22 protein-coding genes and 2 pseudogenes are annotated in these 19,652 nt (G+C 35.1%); 11 read left to right on the top strand and 13 right to left on the bottom strand.

Annotated elements, in window-relative coordinates:
* Positions 1–11: 11 nt before the first annotated feature.
* The 4 genes from rpmA to FYC62_RS04360 all read right to left on the bottom strand — a co-directional run bounded on the left by rpmA (position 12) and on the right by FYC62_RS04360 (position 2,780).
* Positions 12–449 carry a 50S ribosomal protein L27 gene (gene rpmA / locus FYC62_RS04375; RefSeq protein ID WP_081987665.1) on the bottom strand — a complete coding sequence of 146 codons (438 nt, stop codon included), beginning with the start codon at positions 447–449 and terminating at the stop codon, positions 12–14.
* 52 nt (positions 450–501) lie between these two features.
* The gene (gene rplU / locus FYC62_RS04370) at positions 502–813 is read right to left on the bottom strand and encodes a 50S ribosomal protein L21 (protein ID WP_026903110.1); all 312 of its coding nucleotides are present in this window, start codon (positions 811–813) and stop codon (positions 502–504) included.
* Positions 814–903: 90 nt separating this feature from the next.
* On the bottom strand, positions 904–1,404 hold the full coding sequence (locus FYC62_RS04365; protein ID WP_052176946.1) for a hypothetical protein: 501 nt from the start codon (positions 1,402–1,404) through the stop codon (positions 904–906).
* Entirely contained in the window at positions 1,401–2,780 is a 1,380-nt protein-coding gene (locus FYC62_RS04360; protein WP_039453160.1) for a dicarboxylate/amino acid:cation symporter, read from the bottom strand. The genes FYC62_RS04365 and FYC62_RS04360 overlap by 4 nt, the downstream gene beginning before the upstream one ends.
* Before the next feature lie 64 nt (positions 2,781–2,844).
* Between FYC62_RS04360 and FYC62_RS04355 the strand changes: the two genes are divergently transcribed.
* The 8 genes from FYC62_RS04355 to FYC62_RS04320 all read left to right on the top strand — a co-directional run bounded on the left by FYC62_RS04355 (position 2,845) and on the right by FYC62_RS04320 (position 7,927).
* Entirely contained in the window at positions 2,845–3,363 is a 519-nt protein-coding gene (locus tag FYC62_RS04355; RefSeq protein ID WP_149074062.1) for a hypothetical protein, read from the top strand.
* Between the two features lie 73 nt (positions 3,364–3,436).
* Positions 3,437–3,922, top strand: coding sequence for a DUF4442 domain-containing protein (locus tag FYC62_RS04350; RefSeq protein ID WP_039453163.1), 486 nt, complete (start codon positions 3,437–3,439; stop codon positions 3,920–3,922).
* Positions 3,923–4,387, top strand: coding sequence for a GNAT family N-acetyltransferase (locus tag FYC62_RS04345; protein ID WP_149074061.1), 465 nt, complete (start codon positions 3,923–3,925; stop codon positions 4,385–4,387). It begins immediately after the preceding gene.
* A 1-nt stretch (position 4,388) separates the two neighbouring features.
* Positions 4,389–5,024, top strand: coding sequence for an RNA-binding domain-containing protein (locus tag FYC62_RS04340; protein WP_149074060.1), 636 nt, complete (start codon positions 4,389–4,391; stop codon positions 5,022–5,024).
* A gap of 13 nt (positions 5,025–5,037) precedes the next feature.
* Positions 5,038–6,387: an MATE family efflux transporter gene (locus FYC62_RS04335; protein ID WP_039453169.1), complete on the top strand. Its 1,350-nt coding sequence runs from the start codon at positions 5,038–5,040 to the stop codon at positions 6,385–6,387.
* A 1-nt stretch (position 6,388) separates the two neighbouring features.
* Positions 6,389–6,766 carry a hypothetical protein gene (locus tag FYC62_RS04330; protein ID WP_149074059.1) on the top strand — a complete coding sequence of 126 codons (378 nt, stop codon included), beginning with the start codon at positions 6,389–6,391 and terminating at the stop codon, positions 6,764–6,766.
* A gap of 1 nt (position 6,767) precedes the next feature.
* On the top strand, positions 6,768–7,058 hold the full coding sequence (locus tag FYC62_RS04325) for a DUF3817 domain-containing protein (protein ID WP_039453175.1): 291 nt from the start codon (positions 6,768–6,770) through the stop codon (positions 7,056–7,058).
* Between the two features lie 77 nt (positions 7,059–7,135).
* Positions 7,136–7,927, top strand: a complete 792-nt coding sequence (locus FYC62_RS04320) for a DUF3050 domain-containing protein (protein ID WP_149074058.1) — start codon at positions 7,136–7,138, stop codon at positions 7,925–7,927.
* A gap of 37 nt (positions 7,928–7,964) precedes the next feature.
* Here FYC62_RS04320 and FYC62_RS04315 read toward each other — a convergent pair whose 3' ends face one another.
* Positions 7,965–8,528, bottom strand: coding sequence for a hypothetical protein (locus FYC62_RS04315; RefSeq protein WP_149074057.1), 564 nt, complete (start codon positions 8,526–8,528; stop codon positions 7,965–7,967).
* Positions 8,529–8,613: 85 nt separating this feature from the next.
* Here FYC62_RS04315 and FYC62_RS04310 point away from each other — a divergent pair.
* The 3 genes and pseudogenes from FYC62_RS04310 to yiaK all read left to right on the top strand — a co-directional run bounded on the left by FYC62_RS04310 (position 8,614) and on the right by yiaK (position 12,642).
* Positions 8,614–9,785, top strand: a pseudogene (locus FYC62_RS04310) (IS4 family transposase).
* A gap of 156 nt (positions 9,786–9,941) precedes the next feature.
* Positions 9,942–11,563, top strand: a pseudogene (locus tag FYC62_RS04305) (ABC-F family ATP-binding cassette domain-containing protein).
* 185 nt (positions 11,564–11,748) lie between these two features.
* Entirely contained in the window at positions 11,749–12,642 is an 894-nt protein-coding gene (gene yiaK, locus FYC62_RS04300; RefSeq protein ID WP_240534876.1) for a 3-dehydro-L-gulonate 2-dehydrogenase, read from the top strand.
* A gap of 61 nt (positions 12,643–12,703) precedes the next feature.
* Here yiaK and FYC62_RS04295 read toward each other — a convergent pair whose 3' ends face one another.
* The 8 genes from FYC62_RS04295 to FYC62_RS04260 all read right to left on the bottom strand — a co-directional run bounded on the left by FYC62_RS04295 (position 12,704) and on the right by FYC62_RS04260 (position 19,644).
* Positions 12,704–12,994: a helix-turn-helix domain-containing protein gene (locus tag FYC62_RS04295; RefSeq protein WP_149074055.1), complete on the bottom strand. Its 291-nt coding sequence runs from the start codon at positions 12,992–12,994 to the stop codon at positions 12,704–12,706.
* A gap of 4 nt (positions 12,995–12,998) precedes the next feature.
* On the bottom strand, positions 12,999–13,337 hold the full coding sequence (locus tag FYC62_RS04290) for a type II toxin-antitoxin system RelE/ParE family toxin (protein WP_149074054.1): 339 nt from the start codon (positions 13,335–13,337) through the stop codon (positions 12,999–13,001).
* 78 nt (positions 13,338–13,415) lie between these two features.
* Entirely contained in the window at positions 13,416–14,630 is a 1,215-nt protein-coding gene (locus tag FYC62_RS04285; RefSeq protein WP_168199381.1) for a DUF2264 domain-containing protein, read from the bottom strand.
* A 62-nt stretch (positions 14,631–14,692) separates the two neighbouring features.
* Positions 14,693–16,234, bottom strand: a complete 1,542-nt coding sequence (locus FYC62_RS04280; protein WP_240534813.1) for a hypothetical protein — start codon at positions 16,232–16,234, stop codon at positions 14,693–14,695.
* A gap of 3 nt (positions 16,235–16,237) precedes the next feature.
* Positions 16,238–16,888, bottom strand: a complete 651-nt coding sequence (locus FYC62_RS04275) for an SGNH/GDSL hydrolase family protein (RefSeq protein WP_149074053.1) — start codon at positions 16,886–16,888, stop codon at positions 16,238–16,240.
* Positions 16,889–17,041: 153 nt separating this feature from the next.
* A complete protein-coding gene (locus FYC62_RS04270; protein ID WP_317131516.1) occupies positions 17,042–18,082 on the bottom strand; it encodes a glycoside hydrolase family 88 protein in 1,041 nt (346 codons plus the stop codon).
* Positions 18,083–18,106: 24 nt separating this feature from the next.
* Entirely contained in the window at positions 18,107–18,904 is a 798-nt protein-coding gene (locus FYC62_RS04265; protein ID WP_149074052.1) for a sulfatase-like hydrolase/transferase, read from the bottom strand.
* Complete coding sequence (locus FYC62_RS04260; protein ID WP_149074051.1) at positions 18,883–19,644, bottom strand: sulfatase-like hydrolase/transferase; 762 nt, start codon at positions 19,642–19,644, stop codon at positions 18,883–18,885. The genes FYC62_RS04265 and FYC62_RS04260 overlap by 22 nt, the downstream gene beginning before the upstream one ends.
* Between the last annotated feature and the right edge of the window lie 8 nt (positions 19,645–19,652).

Raw genomic sequence — 19,652 nt, 5'->3', positions numbered from 1 at the left:
TGAGAATGTGATTATTCTGCGTCTTCTGCTTTATCAGCTTTCTTTGCAGGTGCTTTTTTAGCAGCTACTTTTTTAGCAGCTACTTTTTTCTCTGCTTTAGGCTCTTCAGCAGCAGCTTCAACAGCTACTTCTGCTTTTGCTTTAGGTGCAGCAGCTTTCTTAGCTGGTTTATCTTCTACAACTGGTGCTGCAACTTCAAAAGGAACTACAGAAACATAAGATTTGTTGTCTGCTTTCTTTCTGAAAACTACTTTACCATCAATTAAAGCAAACAAAGTATGGTCTTTACCCATTCCTACGTTTTTCTCAGGATGGTGTTTAGTACCACGTTGACGAACGATGATATTTCCTGCGATAGCAGCTTGTCCGCCAAAAATTTTAATACCTAAACGCTTACTTTGGGATTCTCTACCGTTGTTAGAGCTACCGGCTCCTTTCTTATGTGCCATGGTTTTATATCTTTTTTGCTAAACGATGTTTAACGTTTTGTTACCTAATTAATTATATAGTAATGCTATCAATCTGGATTTTAGTGAAGAACTGACGGTGTCCGTTTTTCTTTTTGTATCCTTTTCTTCTTTTCTTGTGGAAAACGATTACTTTATCACCTTTTAAATGAGACACGATTTTAGCAGAAACTTTTGCTCCTTTTACAGCAGGTGTACCTACAGTAAATTTACCTTCGTTTTCAACTAATAACACATTGTCAAATTCAATACTAGCGCCTTCATCACCTTGTAATCTGTGTACAAAAAGATGCTGGTCTTTAGCAACTTTGAATTGCTGTCCTGCTATATTTACTATTGCGTACATGGTTAAATAATTTATTTTGTTTTAAAAATGAGGTGCAAATATACGGATATAATTGTTTAATACAAGCTATTAATCAATTAATTTTCCCCTTTATTTTACTTTAATTTCTCTGTCTTGAGCATCCAAAATTGCTTGGTCTACCGTTTTTACCAATTGTAAAGCAGCGTCTCTTAATTTGGTATTCTCGTTATAATCAGCGTCTATCTCTATAAACTTTTTCTTGCGCTCGTATTCATATTCTAAATAATAACGCGGAGATTTACCTGTTTCATCACCTATCATTTGCTCTGGCCAATCCCAAAAGCCAAGTTCAGCAGCTTTTCTGTGCAAGAAAAGCAAATCGTCTTTATTTAATCTCACTTTTGTTTTCACTAGCGAATCGTTAACATTCACATATTGAAAATCTTGAGTTTTAGAGTTAAAAGTCTTCTCATAGTTTTTTCCTAAACCCGCTTTTAAGGTGATAGAAGTAAACTCGGAATACTTATAAGGTGCATTACTAATCATTTTACTGTAGTAAAAAACACAGTATAAAAGAAAAGGCACTACAATACTTAATGCTAAGAATATTTTTTTTGATTTGTTACTCATATCGTGGTTATCTCTTCATTATTTGCATTTTCATCAAACTCGCCCTCCCATTTAGCTATCACTACGGTGGCTAAACAGTTTCCTATTACGTTTACAGATGTACGGGCCATATCCATCAGTTCATCTATACCTAAAATGATAAATATTGGCCATACAGGCATCCCAAAAGAAGCCGCTGTGCCTAATAATATTACCAATGAAGCTCTAGGTACGCCTGCAACACCTTTACTGGTTAACATTAAAGTAAACACAATAACCAATTGCTGCCCAAAACTAAACTCCATTCCGGCGGCTTGCGCCACAAATATAGCTGCTAAAGATAAATAAAGCGTGGTACCATCCAGATTAAAACTATAACCGGTAGGCATCACAAAAGCAACAATTTTACGTGGTACACCAATGCGCTCCATAGCTTCCATAGCTCTTGGTAAAGCCGCTTCTGAACTTGTAGTGGCAAATGCGATAGACACAGGCTCGGCAATAGCCTTTAAAAACTTCTTAATAGGAACACCTACAATAAGTGCTATTGGGAATAAAACGCCCATTAGAAACACTATTAAAGCAACATATAAGGTGGCTAATAGTTGAAATAAATTCACCAAAATACCTAAGCCCATATGTCCTACGGTATAAGCTATGGCTGCACCAACCCCAATAGGAGCAAAATACATTACCAAATTGGTGAATTTGAACATTACCTCTGATAAGCTTTCTGTAAACTTCAACATAGGCTGACGTTTATCTTCTCTTACCATCGCTAAAGCGATACCAAATAAGATACTAAAAACTACAATTTGCAATACCTGACCTTCTGCTACAGATTTGGCAACGTTTTCTGGAAAAATATGTAAAATAATATCCGAAGTGGTTTGTGCCTCTACTTTAGGAAGTTCCTCGGCAACACCCGGTGGATTACCAATGCCCACACCTGCTTTAGAAATATTTATGGCAGCTAAACCTAAGAAAAGTGCGATGGTGGTAACAACTTCAAAATAAACCAGAGATTTCCATCCCATTCTACCTACTTGTTTTAAATCTGAGTGTCCGGCAATACCGAAAACCAAAGTGGCAAATAATAAAGGCGCTACAATAGTTTTAATCATTTTAAGGAACACCTTACTTAAAACCTGTAATTCCATCCCGATGTTAGGAAAGTCATTTCCAATCTCGGCCCCAACTACCATAGATATTAATATCCATGATGTTAAAGATTTTTTTCTCAAACCATATAAAAACAAACCTACAATGGCTAACCATCTAAAGCCAATAAGAACCTGGCTGTCTATAGCTGCTATTTGATAATGATTTAATAAGGTGAGAAGTGCCGCTACAAAAATAGTGATGAGCGTAAATAAAGTACTTGCTTTAAATTTCATGCATTGCTTGTTGGGAATTCAACAAAAGTAACTATTTTGGCTTACAGCACAAAAGCATATCCTGATGGAAGCCCCGAAATTAAATCTGATACGAAAAGAGCTACAAGAATTACCCAAAGAGGTTTTGGCAGAATATTGTTTAAGATTAGCCAAATACAAGACGGAGAATAAAGAATTACTAAACTTTCTACTCTTTTTTAACGAGCGAGCAGATGATTATGTTGAAGATGTAAAAAAGTTGTTAGACGAAGATTTTAAGAAACTCCCCTATTCTGATTATACCTGCACCAAGGTGCTACGCAAAACCATCAGAATTATGAATAAGCATATTAAGTTTATGGGGAATAAAGTTTTTGAGCTAGACTTAGGCATACACTTTTGCCAACTGTTTTTAAATACCGGAATAAGCCATACCAGCCACAAACCGCTTATTGGTTTATTATACAGACAATTAAAAAGAATTTACAAGCTTATTCCTAAGCTAGATGAAGATTTACAATTTGATTATCAGCAAGAATTTGATGCTCTAATTACAGAAGTAAAAACTCAGCGCAACTACTTTAGCATGCAAGACATCCAATAAGGCTTTGTAAAATTTAGCTCATAAAGCGGGCTAAATTTTATGGTGCTGTTTATATTATAGATATTTATGCTTCATGAAAGTATCTCCAAAAACTTTAAAGTGGGCGCTCAGGTTTTACCCTCCCTTATTCTTTCAAAGGATTTGGGTGCAAAAATTTGGAAGCGATTTTAAATCGGTAGAGGTAAAAATCTTCAAAAGCATCTTTAATACCAATTACAATAAAACCATTTTTGGAGGTACTATATTTAGCGCATCAGACCCTTTTTATGCTTTACTTTTTGATCAGATTTTCAGAAAAAAAGGCTATAAAACTAGAGTTTGGCTCAAAAGCGCTCATATACAATATTTAAAACCTGGCAATACAGATTTATATTTTAAAATTTCTATTTCTGATGAAGATATTGCAGAAGCAGAACATCAGCTTAAAACAGTAGGTAAATTTGTAAAAGCATTACCCATATCTATGACCAACAAAAAAGGAGAAGTTTGTGCAGTGGTAAGTAATGAGGTTTACGTTAGAAATTTATATCAGGGAGAACACCACACAATTGCTTATTAGATGGGAATCATAAAAACTTTTATGAATGATGATACCTTCCTAAAAAAAGGCTTCAGCATTTCTACAGATAAATCTTTGCTAGATTTTGAGATGATATTCAATTTCTTGAGTCAAGAATCTTATTGGGCTAAAGGTATCAGCAAAGAACGTTTAGAAAAAGCTATTCAGCATTCTATCTGTTACGGACTTTATCATCAGCAAAAGCAAATAGGTTTTGCTCGTTTAATTACTGATGAAAGTACCTTTGCCTATGTAGCCGATGTATTTATTTTACCCGATTATAGAAAACAAGGTTTATCTAAGTGGTTGGTGCAAAGCATCATCAATAATGATGATTTAAAAGGAATAAAAAGATGGCTATTAGCTACTTTAGATGCACATAGTTTATACAAGCAATTCGGTTTTGAACCTTTAAAGTCAGCAGATAGATTTTTAGAGATTTTAACACCCTATCAAACCCATTAACATGCTGAGACCCTACCATATTAAGCAGCTAATTTTTGAAGGCGAAGGTGTAGCATTGGATTTTAAAAGAACCATCACCTCTTGCGAGAAAATTGCTAAAACCATGGTTTCTTTTGCTAACAACAAGGGTGGTAAATTATTAATTGGCGTGGCCGATGATGGAACAATTAAAGGTGTAAAAGCAGAAGATGAAGAAAAGTACATGATTGAAAAAGCATGTACTTTTTATGCAAAACCTATGCTAGAGCCCATTTTTGAGGAAGTTTATATTGATGATAAATTGGTGCTAGTAGTTTCTATAGCCTCTAGCGATACCAAGCCACATTATGCACTTGGCGAAGACCAAAAATGGTGGGTTTACATTAGGGTAAAAGATAAAAGTGTGTTGGCTAGCAAAATTGTTGTAGATGTTTTGCGCAAACAACAAGATGAGGAAGGTGTTATGATTGCTTACTCTTCTAAAGAAAAAGCCCTTTTAGAATATTTGGAGGAAAACGAGCGTATCACGCTTAAAGAATATGCGCAAATACTTAATATCTCTAGAAGAAGAGCATCAAGAATTATGGTTAATCTTATTTTATCGGGCGTAATAAGGGTACATACAACAGAAAAAGAAGAATTTTATACAGCCTCTTAAAGAGGTTTACAACATGAAAAGAATTTACAATAAATATAAACCTCACTATAAAGAGAATTTAACGCTGGCTATTCCGGTAGTGATTTCTCAATTAGGGCATACTTTAGTACACACGGCAGATAGTATTATCGTTGGTCAGTTTGCTGGCACTATTCCCCTTGCTGCTGTTTCTTTAGTCAACAGTATTTTCATGATTATCATGGTATTGGGTATTGGCATTTCGTATGGCTTAACCCCTTTGGTAGCTCAGGAAAACGGTAAAAACAATTTTGAAGAATGTGGTAAGCTCTTAAGCAATAGTTTAATCATCAATATCTTTACCGGTATTGCTTTGTTTTGCTTCATTTACTTTGGTTCGGTATTGTTTATAGACCATTTAGACCAATCTCCGGAAGTTGTTTACCATGCAAAACCATACCTCAATTTATTAGGCTTATCTGTTATCCCATTAATGGTATTTCTTACTTTTAAGCAGTTTGCAGAAGGATTAGGCTTTACCAAACAAGCCATGATGATTTCTATTTGGGGTAATGTTATCAATATTATTTTAGGGATAATCTTTGTAAAAGGTTTATTTGGTATCAGTCCCATGGGTGTTAAAGGTGTTGGCTACAGTACGCTTATTGATAGAAGTATTATGGCTATTGTGATGGTGATTTATGTATTCAAGTCGGTTCACTTCAGAAAATATCTTAAAAACTTTGTTTGGAATTTTATTGATAAAATCAGGTTAAAAAGAATATTTAAGCAAGGTGCACCAACAGCCATGCAATACACTTTTGAAGTGAGTGCTTTTAGTGGGGCCGCTATTTTAATTGGAACCATTGGCGCTGTGGAGCAAGCTGCGCACCAAGTTGCTATCAATTTAGCGGCAACAACTTATATGATGGCCAGCGGAATATCGGCGGCAGCCACCATTAAAACCGGAAATAATTTTGGCAAAAGCGACTTCCAATACCTACGCTTATCTGCCATTAGCAGTTACCACATTGTTTTGATTTTCATGAGTATAACAGCAGCCCTATTTATGGGACTAAACAATATTTTACCTGCTTTTTATTCTAAAGATACCGCTGTTATAGAAATTGCGGCAGGTTTATTACTGATAGCTGCTATTTTCCAATTATTTGATGGCGCACAAGTAGTTGGCTTAGGCATTTTAAGAGGTATGGGCGATGTAAACTTACCTACTCTTATTACTTTTATGGCTTATTGGGTATTTGGCTTACCGGTTGGCTATTATTTAGGTATAACACTAAATTTTGGTGTAAGTGGTATTTGGATAGGTCTTACTTTGGGCTTATTGGTAGCCAGTATTCTCCTTTTTTTACGTTTTCAAAAGCTTTCTAAAAAATTAATTTAAGATGAACCGAGACGAATTTCTGTTACATAACAGACCTGAAATTGTTATTGAAAACCCTGAAAGCATAAGGGAAGATTTAAGCAAGTTCCAAAACTTTACCTTAAGAGCCGTTTTAAAGGTTCAGAATGATGTTTTATTACGTATTTGTACAGATTTCTTACAGAAAAACTACAAGAATTTCTCTCAGCAGCAAAGCTTAGATAAGGTTAAACTCTTACAACAAGCATTAAAATCAAACATCCAACTAAAAACATTGTTATTTGGCGTAATAGCCGGATTTTTAACATCCCAAGAGTTAGATTTTTATTTACAAAACGCATCAGAAATTAATAAAAGATTAAGCGCCTTCATTTTTAAAAGAGTTTCAGAACAATTATAACATGCAATTTAAAACGCCACTCCAACAATTTAGATCTATAGCCATTTTAGAAGGATGGTCTTATATCTTACTAGGTTTCACCATGATTTTGAAATATCAGTTTGCTATGCCACAACCCAATTATGTAGTGGGCATGGCACACGGACTTCTTTTTGTGCTTTACGTATTGCTTTTGCTGAGAGTGAGCTATGTTTTAAAATGGAAATTCTGGCAAATGACTTTAGCTTTTCTGGTTTCATTAGTACCCTTCGGAACTTTTTATGCCGATAGTAAATGGTTTTCTAAGTGGTAAATCTAGATAATTTTAAAACCAATACCCTCATACTCTCGTTTTTAAACTGATGATTAAAGAATCTTAAACATTGGAACATGCAACATCACATTCAAAAAATTCAGGAAGAAATAGAGCCCCTAAGACAAGAAATTATCAACCATAAAGTTTATCATCTTATTAAAGATTTAGATGATTTAAAGCTCTTTATGCAATACCATGTTTATGCTGTATGGGATTTTATGTCGCTCTTAAAAACCCTACAAAACAACCTTACTTGTGTAAATACACCTTGGTTTCCGGTTGGTGATGCTGATACGCGTTTTCTTATTAATGAAATTGTGGTTGGCGAAGAATCGGATGTGGATATGCATGGTGTACGTAAAAGTCATTTTGAAATTTACTTAGATGCCATGCAACAATGCGGTGCCGATGTAAGCGAAATCAATACTTTTATTGATGCATTAAAAAGCGGCAAAGATTTAAATCAAGCTTTTGATATTGCACATACTCCGGAAGCTGCCAAAGCTTTTGTAAACTTCACTTTTGAAACCATTGCCAGCCAAAAAAGTCATTTACAGTCGGCAATTTTTACGTTTGGACGAGAAGATTTAATTCCGGGAATGTTTATGTCTATCATTAACGATATCAATAAAGAATTCCCGGATAATATCTCTATTTTCAAATATTACTTAGAAAGACACATAGAAGTTGATGGAGATCATCACAGTCATTTAGCTTTACAAATGACCGCCAATTTATGTGGAGATGATGAGCAATATTGGGAAGAAGCTAAAACGGCAACCATAGCATCATTACAAAAACGAATACAACTTTGGGATGGTGTTTACCATGAACTTTTGACTAAAAAGCAGGTATTAACCGCTTAAATATTTTAAGAAAAGGAAAGTGCAGAGCGTATTATTTTTAACCCCTTTGCCCTTTCCTCTTTATTTTATACAAAACCCGTTTTGCTCTGGAGATTAAAGCCGGAGAAGAGGAAGTTAAAAAATCTTGCAAAACAACTTTAAGTTCTTCTAAAGCCCAATCTTGCTCATCAGAAAGTGCATAAATGATATCTAAGCAATTACATTTTACAGCAACTGGCACTTTAGGGTTTATCAACCAATCAAAAGATGGCTCTAATAAGGCGCTTAAATCTTCAGCTGTTAATTGATAAAAATCTTTCCAATTGCGATGCACCAATCGCATGCCTATTTTAGAAAAGTGTCTTTGTACACTAGCGTTATCCGTAGTTTTATAAAGTTCGAGAAAATGTCGAACTAGTTCTTTAAAAACATCAGGGGCTGCAATTTCTGCATATTCTAAAAGCCAAGCCGCTCTAAAAGCAATTTGTTGATTTTGATGAAAGCAAAGCTGCAAAACATCATTTATACTGATGGAGCCACTTTCTACCTGTTTAGCTAAATCAATAGTTTTTTGCTTCTGGTAATGATGCTTTAAAAAGTTGGTTAATTGTTCTTTATCCAATAGCGTCCTAAACGAATAAAAAAGGAGAAAGGAAAGTTTTAACTCATCGTTACCTTTGAGGTGCAAAAAAACAAACCCTTTCTCAATGGTAAATGTAACACTATTCTCCCAAATCATATCAAAACTTGAGCGTTCAAAGTTCAACAAACTGGTATCTACATCTCAGAGCGACAAACATAATAAAGGTTATACAAGCTGGACACATCTAGTATCGATGTTGTTCTGCCAGTTTGCCAAAAGCCAATCGGTACGTGATATTAGTAACGGTCTTCGTTCAGCTACTGGCAACCTCAATCATTTAGGTATTCAAAAAGCTCCATCTAAATCTAGTGTAAGCTATCAGAACAAGCACAGGGACTATAACATCTTCAAGTCCTATTATTTCATACTGTTAGAAAGTTTGGGACAGCAGGCAGGCTTTAAACAAATAAAGTTCAGGATTAAGTCCAAAATCTTCCTGTTAGACTCCACTACTATCAGTCTGTGTCTTTCTCTATTTGATTGGGCCAGGTACAAAACAGCTAAAGGAGCGGTTAAACTGCATACTCTGCTTGATTATGATGGCAATCTACCAGCATATGTCAATATTACCAACGGCAAAACTGCGGATAACAAAGGAGCTTATGATGTGCCTTTACACAAAGGAAGTGTTATTGTTGCAGACCGATTCTATAATGACTTTGCCCTGCTGAATGTTTGGGACAGCAACGGCGTATTTTTGTGATCAGACATAAAGAAAACCTCCAATATACTACAGTTAAGGAAAATATATTGCCGGAGAACAGGCATAAGAATATCCTGATTGACGAGATTATTGAGCTTAAAACCGCAAAATCAAAGGACAGCTATCCCAAAAACTTAAGAAGAGTGGCTGTTTGGGATGATAAAAATGAACAAACTATAGAAATTATTACCAATCAAATGTATTGGACAGCAAACACCATCAGTGAGCTTTATAAAAGCAGATGGCAGATTGAAATCTTTTTTAGAGAGATCAAACAGAACCTGCATATCAAATCATTTATCGGAACCACAGAAAATGCCGTGATGATACAGATATGGACAGCGCTAATTACCATCCTCATCCTTAAAGCACTTAAAGCAATGGCTAAATATGGATGGCAGCTCTCCAACCTTATCGCATTTATCAGACTTAACATATTTGTGAAAATAAATCTACAGAATTGGCTCGATAGGCCTTTTGAAGAACCCGATGAGCTAAAAGATAAACAAGTTATTCAAGGGGTTCTTTTCTGAAATCTATTTTTATCTCATAAATTTTAAGCTATTGCGTTACTTTTGATGTTTTCATAAACGTTTAGGACAGTATTGTTCTTTATCCATCAATTAATATAAAAGCCAGCCTTATTTATCACAGATAAACCTTACCTTTGCGCAAAATAAGGATTTTACATGATTACTGTTTCTAATTTATCATTACGTTTTGGAAAACGCACACTTTTTGAAGATGTTAACCTCAAGTTTACGCATGGCAATTGCTATGGTGTAATTGGCGCTAACGGAGCTGGAAAGTCGACCTTTATGAAAATACTTGCTGGCGAAGTAGACCCAACCAGCGGTTCTGTAAGTTTCACTCCGGGCGAACGTATGGCTGTTTTAAACCAAAATCATTATGCATTTGATGATTTTACCGTGATAGAAACCGTATTGCAAGGGCATAAAGAGCTGTACGAAATCATGAAAGAGAAAGATGCCATTTACATGAAAGAAGATTTTTCTGATGCCGATGGTGTAAGAGCTGGAGAGCTAGAAAATCTTTTTGCAGAAATGAATGGTTGGAATGCAGAAAACGATGCTGCTACCCTATTGAGCAATTTAGGCATCACGGAAGATAAACACTATAAATTATTAAAAGAATTAGATGGTAATGAGAAAGTAAGGGTTTTACTTGCTCAGGCTTTATTTGGCAACCCTGATATTTTGATTCTGGATGAGCCTACCAACGATTTGGATATTGATACCATTGCTTGGTTAGAAGATTTTCTTGCAGGCTACCAAAACATTGTCTTAGTGGTTTCTCACGATAGACACTTCTTAGATACCGTTTGTACCCATATTGTAGATATAGACTTTAGTAAGATGAATATCTTTACGGGTAACTATTCTTTCTGGTACGAGTCTTCTCAGTTGGCTTTAAAACAACGTTCAGACCAGAACAAGAAAATGGAAGATAAGGTTAAAGAGTTACAAGAATTTATCAGACGTTTCTCTGCCAATGCTTCTAAATCTAAGCAAGCTACCAGTCGTAAAAAAGCTTTAGAAAAAATCAATATTGATGAAATTAAACCATCAAGCAGAAAGTATCCTGGCATTATGTTTAACCAGATGCAAAGAGAGCTTGGCGACCAGGTTTTACAAGTAGAAAATCTTACTAAAATTGTAAATGGGGAGGTTTATTTAAAGATGTAAGCTTTTCTGTAAACAAAGGAGACAAGATTGCTATTCTTTCTCAAAACTCTTTGGCTACCAATGCTTTTTACGATATCATCTCTGGTAATGATAAAGATTTTAAAGGCGAGTTTAAATGGGGTGTTACCGTAGTTCCTGCTTATTTACCTAATGATAACCACGGCTTTTTTGATGGTAAAACAGAAAATCTTATCGATTGGTTAAGAGAATATTCTTTGGCAGATAAAGACGAAACTTTTATTAGAGGTTTTTTAGGTAGGATGTTATTCTCTGGTGAAGAAGTTTTAAAGAAATGTAGTGTTTTATCTGGAGGAGAAAAAATGCGTTGCATGTTCTCTAAGATGATGTTAGAAGGTGCCAATGTCTTGATGATGGATGAGCCAACTAACCACTTAGACTTAGAATCTATCACGGCATTAAACAACGGAATGGTTGATTTTAAGGGGGTAGTTCTATTTACTTCACGAGATCATGAGTTAACGCAAACTGTAGCCACCAGAATTGTTGAGCTTACGCCAAAAGGTGGTCTTGATAAATTGATGAGTTACGATGAATACATCACTAATGAAACCATAAAAGAACAAAAAGAAGCACTTTATAAATAAGCTTCAATTTTGATATTCATAAACCCGATTGCTAGAAATAACAATCGGGTTTTTGTTTTTTAAAGGAGATTAAAATATTAATTTTAAAACATGAAAAGAGTAAGCTATCAAGAACTTTATCAGGAAATTGTAAGGGTATTAAAAAAACTAGGTTTAAGGATGATAAAGCCCAAGCATGTGCCCAAATTTTCACGAATAACAGTTTAGATGGCGTTTATTCTCATGGTTTAAACAGGTTTGAAGTATTTGCAGACTATGTAAAACAAGGTTTGGTAAATGTTGATGCTGAGCCAACACAAATTGCCAAATACGGTTTACTAGAACAATGGGATGGTAATTTTGGACCAGGTATGCTTAACGCTAGTTTTTGTATGCAAAGAGCTATTGATGTTGCTAAAGAAAACGGCATAGCTTGTATAGCCTTAAAAAATACTAACCATTGGATGCGTGGCGGCACTTATGGCTGGCAAGCAGCAGATGCTGGCTGTATCAGTATCAGTTTTACCAATACCATTGCTATAATGCCTCCTTGGGGCGCAAAAAAACCAACTATTGGTAACAATCCACTTATTATTGCAGTACCGCATCCAAACGGACATATTGTTTTAGACATGGCAATGTCGCAGTTTTCTTATGGGAAACTTCAGGAATACAAACTTAAAGAGCAAGAGCTACCCTATTTTGGTGGTTATGATGCTAATGGCGAGTTGACTAAAAATCCATCAGCTATATATAAAACCAGAAGAACTTTACCTGTTGGTATGTGGAAAGGCTCTGGATTAAGTATTATGCTAGATTTGCTGGTTAGCATTTTAAGCGGAGGCTCTTCTACCGCTAAAATTACCCAAAGCGATAAAGAAACGGGTATTTCACAAGTTTATATGTGTATAAATACCAAGCTATTCCCAAACAGCCAAAATATCATTGATGAAATTGTGGCTTATACCAAATCCGCAGAAACTATTGAAGGACAAGAAATTTACTATCCCGGAGAAAGAACCCTGCACATCAGAAAAGAAAACACCGAAAGAGGTATTCCCGTTGATGAACAAATGTGGAATAAATTATTGAATGCTTAATAAGCTAGCAATGTTCAGGACTTAATTAATGCTATCTTTGATAGCACTATTTCGCTTATTTTCAAAGCTCAATAGATATCTTAACCTTACCTCCTAGCCCTTTTTCTACAATATCAAAAAGGGTTTTTAAAGTTAAGTTACTACCGTTATTTTCTATTCTGGATATATATTCTCTTTTCCTGTCTACTAAGTCTGCTAATTCAGATTGAGTTAAATGTTTATCCTCTCTAGCTTTACGAAGTAATAAACCTATTTTAAAACCTTCAACATCTCTTTCTAACTCATCTCTTCTTTCTGTACCCTTAATACCGTAAACCGTATCTTTAATCTCTTTCCAACTTTTTGTTTCCATGTTCTTACACTTTTGAGTTAAAATATTCATCCATTAAATGAAGAGCCTTTTGAATTTCGTTCTTTGGTGTTTTCTGAGTTTTCTTCTGAAAGCCATTAGGAAGAATTACAAGCTTATCATCATCAAAAAAGCAGAACACACGCCAAATATTTGAACCCAGTTGAATTCTTGCTTCATAAAGGCCATTTGTTCCAACTAAGAATTTCAAATAATTAGAGGGAACTCTTTCCAGAGTTTCAATAGCTTCAATAATTTTAAAAATCTTATCCTGAACTTTAATTGGTTGTTCACGTAAGAAATTTTCAAAATAATCTTTAAAAGCTACAACTTCTCTTACTTTCATTTCAACAAAGGTAACTTATAAGTTACTATTATTCAAAAGAAATTTCAGGAATATATAAAATATTTATCTCCTAGCCTCCTAATCCTTCAAAGCTTTATCTATAGCAATAGATTCACCAAACCACACTTTTCTAGATGTCCAATTGGCATTGGGTGCTGCCCAAAAATCATCAGTATTAGGCAAACCTAAAACCAAAAACACTTCAGAGCATAGGTATAAGCTACCGGTAGAAATATAAGTTTCGCCAAGTTCTGGCTGATGCCCATAAACACCAATGGTTAACCAACCATTTTTATCAAAAGTATTTGGTGCCTCTATTTGATTTTTAACCATGGTATATAAAGCACATCTCACTTGCTGAGGCAATACATTTTTAGGTAAGGCCTTCATCAAAGCTATTTGTGATAATAGCTGAAAAGCTCCGAAACGGTAAGCCATAGAGCGTCCTATAACAGGATAAGTACCATCTGGAGCTATTAAACGTTCCTGAACTTCGGCATAACGTACTGCTCTTTTAAGTTCTTTAGCATAAGTTTCTTGCTCTTTAATGCCTGCGCCTATAAGCGTTTGTAACACATCTAAAAACATCGGGTGGATAACGAAACTGTTATAATAATCCCAATGAAAATCTGGTCCATCGCCATAAACACCATCGCCTTTATACCAGTTTAAATGTTCTTTTATGGCATAATCCACACGCATTAAATCGCAACTACCTTCAAATTTAAGTAAGGCAGCTTCTACTGTTGCGCTAAATAAAAGCCAATTGTTGTAATAAGGTTTAATTTTACGAGTAGTCTTTAGAGCTTTAATAATATTAGCTTGTGTTTGCTTATCTAAAGGTTTCCATAATTGGTCTGGCGCTCTTAATAAAGCTTGTGCAAGAAAAGCTGCGTCTACCAAAGGTTGGCCACCATCAGTAAAATTGAGATAGTCTTTAGCATTTTCATCAGTAGCATTTTTAAGCGACAACTGTGCTAATTGAATATATTTCGCTCTTAATTTTCCTTCCGAAGAATCATCAGCGCCTAAGGCAAACCAAGGTGCAATACCAGCTAAGGTTCTACCAAAAGCTTCTAAATGAGTCCATTTTGCATTGTTTGGAGACTTAGCCTCAACAGGCATGGTTTGTTTTAGCTCGTTTTTACTAAGCGCTTGCAAAACCGGGTCGGCAATTTGCAACATTGCCTTCACCATATAGCTTCTTTGCTTTTCTGGCGCTGGTAATTGTTGTGCGTAAAATTTCTGACTGATTAATGTCAGCAGTAATAGGGTAAATAGCTTTTTCATCATACAAAAAATAAACTTTACCCTTTTTGGATAAAGTTTATTTTATAAATATAACAGTATTGAAATTATCTATTGCCTTTTCTAGCTTTTAGTTGAGCTATGTATAATGATTGCGGATTAACATGTTGACCTAAACTTTCCCATTCTCCATCGGGCTTACCCTCTAAACGACCAGCATATTTTTGTCCAACTAAACCAATACAGTAATTTTTACCAGAAATCCATGGTGTTTGTACGGCAGCTCTTTTTACAGTACAATTCCATAAAACTTGGGTAGTACCTACCCAACCATGTCCAGAACCCCAATTACCACGGTCATGTACATTGATTTCGCCATCTGTTACAATATTATCGTACAAAGCACCGGCAGACCATCTGTGGTGCGGGCCAATATCTGCATGGGTATTAGATGCTTTGCAATTGTAAAACACATTTGGCCCCATGGTTCTAGCGCCACTAACATAATCATGTCTTCCTTCTGTAGTTTCGCAGTTTTTAACCAAATTAAAAGCACCATCAACATTAAAACTATATCTTCTACCTCCGGTAATAACCGATTTTGGATCTAAACATTTAGAATCTGTTACGGTAACATATCTAGCATATCTATCCACATTTACACAAGAAGTTGCAAAGTATCTAGATATAACATTTCTTACCCATCCATTATCGATTTTATCAAATTCTATGGCTTTCCAAGAGTGCTCCTCATCTGTATCTGAAGCATATTCAGATTCGAATAATATATTTTCTACACCTACTTCTTGTATTCTTCCTGCGAAAGTAAATTTATAAACTTCTGCACCACCATACTTTTTCTCTAAAGGCATTACAATAGGTTGGTTGATATAAATTTTATTACCTTTTATAGCGGTAATGGCTCGCTCAAAAGTTAAATTATAGCCTTTTGCCTCCCATTGTACAGTACCAGGTCTTTCTATAATTTTATCCATTTGCAAGTCTTTAATCCAAGCATCAGTACCTGGTCTATAAATGATAATTTCATCACCAACTTTAAAATTTTCTGGCTTTTCTACCTCCACATAAAACCTACCTACAGGCACATAATCTTCTGTTACAGCAGTTCTTGAACCTTTTACCTCTCTAGGCGCACCTTCGCCAGAAACTTGTATAAGTACTCTTCTATCTTTACCGGTAGCAATTAATTTTGTTCCGTTGGCATCATTACCCTCGCCTCTTAAAACAATTCCACTGTTTTTTATAGTGATGGCTCCTGAGATTTTATAAACTCCTTTTTTAAGTAAAATAGCACCTCTAAACCCATCCTTATCAGGCTTCATAGCCGCAACTTCATTGATAGCTTTTTGAATAATTTCTTGGCTACTTCCATCGCCAGCAGGCGAAATGGTTCTAACTACTTTAACATCAGGAATTTCTTTATCTCCCATGTGGTACCCTACCCTGCTAAAATCAGGAATGATATTTCCTTTCTCATCGGGCTTAAAGGTTAGACTTCCGTCTTTATTAACGCTATAAAATTTTGACTCTTTGTAATACGTAAAAGAGAGTACCATTAAACTTAATAATACAACACCAATTTTATGGATTGGACGCATAGCTTTGACGATTTTTATGTTGCTGAGCATGGGTTATTTCTTTAAAAGTGATTTAATTTTATCGGTAATAGGTTGAGCTAATAGCTCGTAACCTTGCTCTGTATAATGTACATTACCTGGTTTAGAGTTTGCCGGATGTACTGTTAATGATGTTTTATAAAGATCTAAAACCTCTATTTTATTCTTTTTCATGACCTCTAAAGCAATTTTATTATACTGTGCAGGAGATTCTACTTTTCTGCCAGCTGCATTTTCTGGAACTGTTGTAGTATTGATGAAAATTATAGTTGCTGTAGTCTCTTTTAACTTATCTACTATGGCTTGTAAGTTTTTTCTATAATCCTCTAAAGGAACACTGATTTTACCTTTTACAACATCATATTTGTTTGAGGAATCTCTATGAACCATGTCATGTAAACCAAAATTAAAGGTTATCACATCCCACTCTCTATCTCCCAGCCATTTTTCTATGTTTTGTACGCCTCTTGTAGTAGGGCCTCCGTTACCGGGATTATGCTCAACATTAACATCTGTTAAAGCTTTCTGAATAAATGGTGTATATCCTATAGAAATAGAATCGCCAATAATTAAAACATTTTTAGGTGTTTGAAAACTTGCTGCTATAAAAGTAAAAGCAACCAATAGGGTAGCAAAACCTAAATATCTTCTCTTATAATTTCTCATCTTATAAATTTTTAAATCTTAATAAAGCTTCTAAATAATAGTATTCTGCATAAATAATAGGTACATCTATTTCGCCATTGTGTGGCTTAGACCCGGTGCTGTTTAACAATACAAAACCTTTATGAGTACCTTTTGGAGCGATGTATTTTGTGCTTAAATTTTTAGCATGGTGTTGGCTTTATCTACATAAAACTTACTCTTATTGCTGTATTTACTAAGCTCGTAAAGACTTGAGGCTATTACTGTTGCAGCAGAAACATCTCTAGGCTCATTTGGAATCTTAGGGGCATCAAAATCCCAATAAGGAATTAAATCTGCCGGTAGGTTTTTATGTGTAAAGATATATTTAGCGATATTTTCTGCTTGTTTTAAGTAAGCTTTATCTTTTGTATATCGATAACATAAAGTATAACCATATAATCCCCAAGCTTGCCCTCTAGACCATGCAGATTCATGTGAATAACCTTGATGTGTGTTTTTCTTTTCTACAGCACCTGTTTGTGGGTTATAGGCAATAACATGATAAGTACTATAATCTGGTCTGAAATGATTTTTTAAGGTTGTATTAGCATGTGTAACAGCAATCTTATGGAAAGAAGAATCGCCTGTTAGCTTGGTAGCTTCAAATAAAAGCTCAAGATTTAACATGTTATCTATAATTACAGGAAAATCCCATTTATCTGTATTATGATCCCAAGAGCGGATAGCGCCAACTTTAGGATTAAATCTTGTGGCTAATGTCTTAGCAGATTGTATGATAACATCTTTATAGTAACTATCATTTGTTAATCTGTAGGCATTTCCGAAACTGCAAAACACTTTAAAACCCATATCGTGGGTGGTTGCGTTTAGTTTCTCTCTTTCAATATCAGCAGTAAAAGCTTTTGCCGCGTTTAACCATTTAGGATTTTTAGTATAATCGTATAAATACCATAACTCACCTGGGAAAAATCCGCTTGTCCAGTCTCTTGATGGAACTAGTTTAAGTTCGCCATCTTCTAAAGTACGCGGTGAAACTAAAGCTTCATTTTTACTGTTAACAGGAGTTTTTTCTTTTGCCAGCTTCACTTGCTTTAGCATTTCTGTTGCTTGTAGCTCGGCATGGGCAAAAGCATTCTTAACATCCTGAGCATAAGAAACTTCACTTAAAAACCCTAGCGATACAACACTTACTAATAATTTTAAATTTTTCATTCTTGAGATATATTGATGGTTAGCTTATTTTTTAACTTTTGCTGCTTGTTCTGCATAAAAGGTATGCATCTTATTGCTTAACTCTTCTTTTATTTTTTTATAAGTAGGGTCGTTAGCAACATTTTTTGATTCTAGAGGGTCCTTTTCATAATCATACAGCTCTATAGCATTTACATTGGCCGCATTAAAATTGCCTGTTGTTCTAAAATCCTTAACCCACTCTACATAACGGTATTTTTTGGTTCTTAGGGCATAACCCATATGATTATCTTTACGTGGATATTGGCTAATCGCAAAATCTTTGATTGGCGTTTGTACTCCTTTTAAAGCAGGAACTAAACTTTTACCATCAAGACCTTGAGGGGTTTTAATTTGAGCTAGCTCTGCCAAAGTTGGATAAACATCTACAAACTCTGTAGGATGTTGGTACATCAATTTTTCTTTCTGGCCAGGTAAGGCAATCACTAAAGGGGTTCTTGTAGCTTGCTCAAAAGTAGAATGCTTATTCCAAAGGCTATGGTCGCCAAAATGCCAACCGTGGTCTCCCCAAAGAATAACAATGGTATTTTTATCTAGTCCAGATGCTTTTAACTCATTAAGCAACCTTCCTATTTGTGCATCTATATAGCTGATACTTGCGTAATAACCATGTATAAGTTCTCGCTGCTTATCTTCGCTTAAACTTAGCTGTTCTGCATCAGCGTTTAAAGGTACAATATCATTATATCCTCTTAATTCGCCAGAATTATGATAAGCTATAGCAGGTCCATCGATAGATGGCTTTTGCCATTTTGCAAGTTCTATTTTGCTTCTATCATACAAATCCCAATATTTTTTGGAGCCACAAAAGGCAAGTGTGGTTTACGAATCCCTACTGCTAAGAAGAAAGGTTTGCCAGCGCTGCCGTATTTTTTTAAATCTTTTATAGCTTCTGTTACCATAGCACCATCAGCGTAAGCTTCATCTGGAATATCTAAAGCCTCTGTGGAAACTTTAATATTCTCTTTCACATTAGGATTATTAGGTGTTTCTTCTAATATATCGCCATATTTCTTTTTAAGCTCTGGATTTTGATAATGACCAGCTACTGGTGCACCATAAGCATCAGGAAACTTAAACTTGTTTTTATAAGGCTCAGACCAAGAGATTTCATCATGCTTTTTATCAACACTTCTTTGGTCAAATATTTTGCCTAATGCAGCTGTGGTATAGCCATTTTCTTTAAAAAGTTGTGGCAAAGTAACTACTTGAGGTACTTTATCTCTGATGAGTGTCTTTAGATCCCAAACCTGAGTTCTATCTGGGCGTAGCCCCGTTAATAAGCTTGCTCTTGTTGGGGCACATACTGCCTGTTGGCAATAATTACTCATAAAAACGGTACTTCTTTCCGCAAGCTTATCTAAGTTTGGAGATTTTACAGCCGCATAGCCATAAAAGTTTAAATAAGGTTTTAAATCATCTACCGCAATGAATAAAACATTTGGTTTCTTTTGTTCTTGTGCAATAACAGTTGTTAAAAACAAGAAACTTAAGCTTAAAAAAGCTAAAAATTTAGGTTTCATATGATGTT

The sequence above is a fragment of the Pedobacter aquae genome, from assembly GCF_008195825.1.
Classification (GTDB): domain Bacteria; phylum Bacteroidota; class Bacteroidia; order Sphingobacteriales; family Sphingobacteriaceae; genus Pseudopedobacter; species Pseudopedobacter aquae.
Note: the sequence above shows the minus strand (reverse complement) of the source record. Positions and strands in the feature narration are given on the sequence as shown.

Excerpts from the sequence above, each read along its gene's own strand:
- rpmA (WP_081987665.1), bottom strand. The coding sequence starts at position 449 with ATGGCACATAAGAAAGGAGCCGGTAGCTCTAACAACGGTAGAGAATCC.
- rplU (WP_026903110.1), bottom strand. The coding sequence starts at position 813 with ATGTACGCAATAGTAAATATAGCAGGACAGCAATTCAAAGTTGCTAAA.
- FYC62_RS04365 (WP_052176946.1), bottom strand. The coding sequence starts at position 1,404 with ATGAGTAACAAATCAAAAAAAATATTCTTAGCATTAAGTATTGTAGTG.
- FYC62_RS04360 (WP_039453160.1), bottom strand. The coding sequence starts at position 2,780 with ATGAAATTTAAAGCAAGTACTTTATTTACGCTCATCACTATTTTTGTA.
- FYC62_RS04355 (WP_149074062.1), top strand. The coding sequence starts at position 2,845 with ATGGAAGCCCCGAAATTAAATCTGATACGAAAAGAGCTACAAGAATTA.
- FYC62_RS04350 (WP_039453163.1), top strand. The coding sequence starts at position 3,437 with ATGAAAGTATCTCCAAAAACTTTAAAGTGGGCGCTCAGGTTTTACCCT.
- FYC62_RS04345 (WP_149074061.1), top strand. The coding sequence starts at position 3,923 with ATGGGAATCATAAAAACTTTTATGAATGATGATACCTTCCTAAAAAAA.
- FYC62_RS04340 (WP_149074060.1), top strand. The coding sequence starts at position 4,389 with ATGCTGAGACCCTACCATATTAAGCAGCTAATTTTTGAAGGCGAAGGT.
- FYC62_RS04335 (WP_039453169.1), top strand. The coding sequence starts at position 5,038 with ATGAAAAGAATTTACAATAAATATAAACCTCACTATAAAGAGAATTTA.
- FYC62_RS04330 (WP_149074059.1), top strand. The coding sequence starts at position 6,389 with ATGAACCGAGACGAATTTCTGTTACATAACAGACCTGAAATTGTTATT.
- FYC62_RS04325 (WP_039453175.1), top strand. The coding sequence starts at position 6,768 with ATGCAATTTAAAACGCCACTCCAACAATTTAGATCTATAGCCATTTTA.
- FYC62_RS04320 (WP_149074058.1), top strand. The coding sequence starts at position 7,136 with ATGCAACATCACATTCAAAAAATTCAGGAAGAAATAGAGCCCCTAAGA.
- FYC62_RS04295 (WP_149074055.1), bottom strand. The coding sequence starts at position 12,994 with ATGGAAACAAAAAGTTGGAAAGAGATTAAAGATACGGTTTACGGTATT.
- FYC62_RS04290 (WP_149074054.1), bottom strand. The coding sequence starts at position 13,337 with ATGAAAGTAAGAGAAGTTGTAGCTTTTAAAGATTATTTTGAAAATTTC.
- FYC62_RS04285 (WP_168199381.1), bottom strand. The coding sequence starts at position 14,630 with ATGATGAAAAAGCTATTTACCCTATTACTGCTGACATTAATCAGTCAG.
- FYC62_RS04280 (WP_240534813.1), bottom strand. The coding sequence starts at position 16,234 with ATGCTCAGCAACATAAAAATCGTCAAAGCTATGCGTCCAATCCATAAA.
- FYC62_RS04275 (WP_149074053.1), bottom strand. The coding sequence starts at position 16,888 with ATGAGAAATTATAAGAGAAGATATTTAGGTTTTGCTACCCTATTGGTT.
- FYC62_RS04270 (WP_317131516.1), bottom strand. The coding sequence starts at position 18,082 with ATGAAAAATTTAAAATTATTAGTAAGTGTTGTATCGCTAGGGTTTTTA.
- FYC62_RS04260 (WP_149074051.1), bottom strand. The coding sequence starts at position 19,644 with ATGAAACCTAAATTTTTAGCTTTTTTAAGCTTAAGTTTCTTGTTTTTA.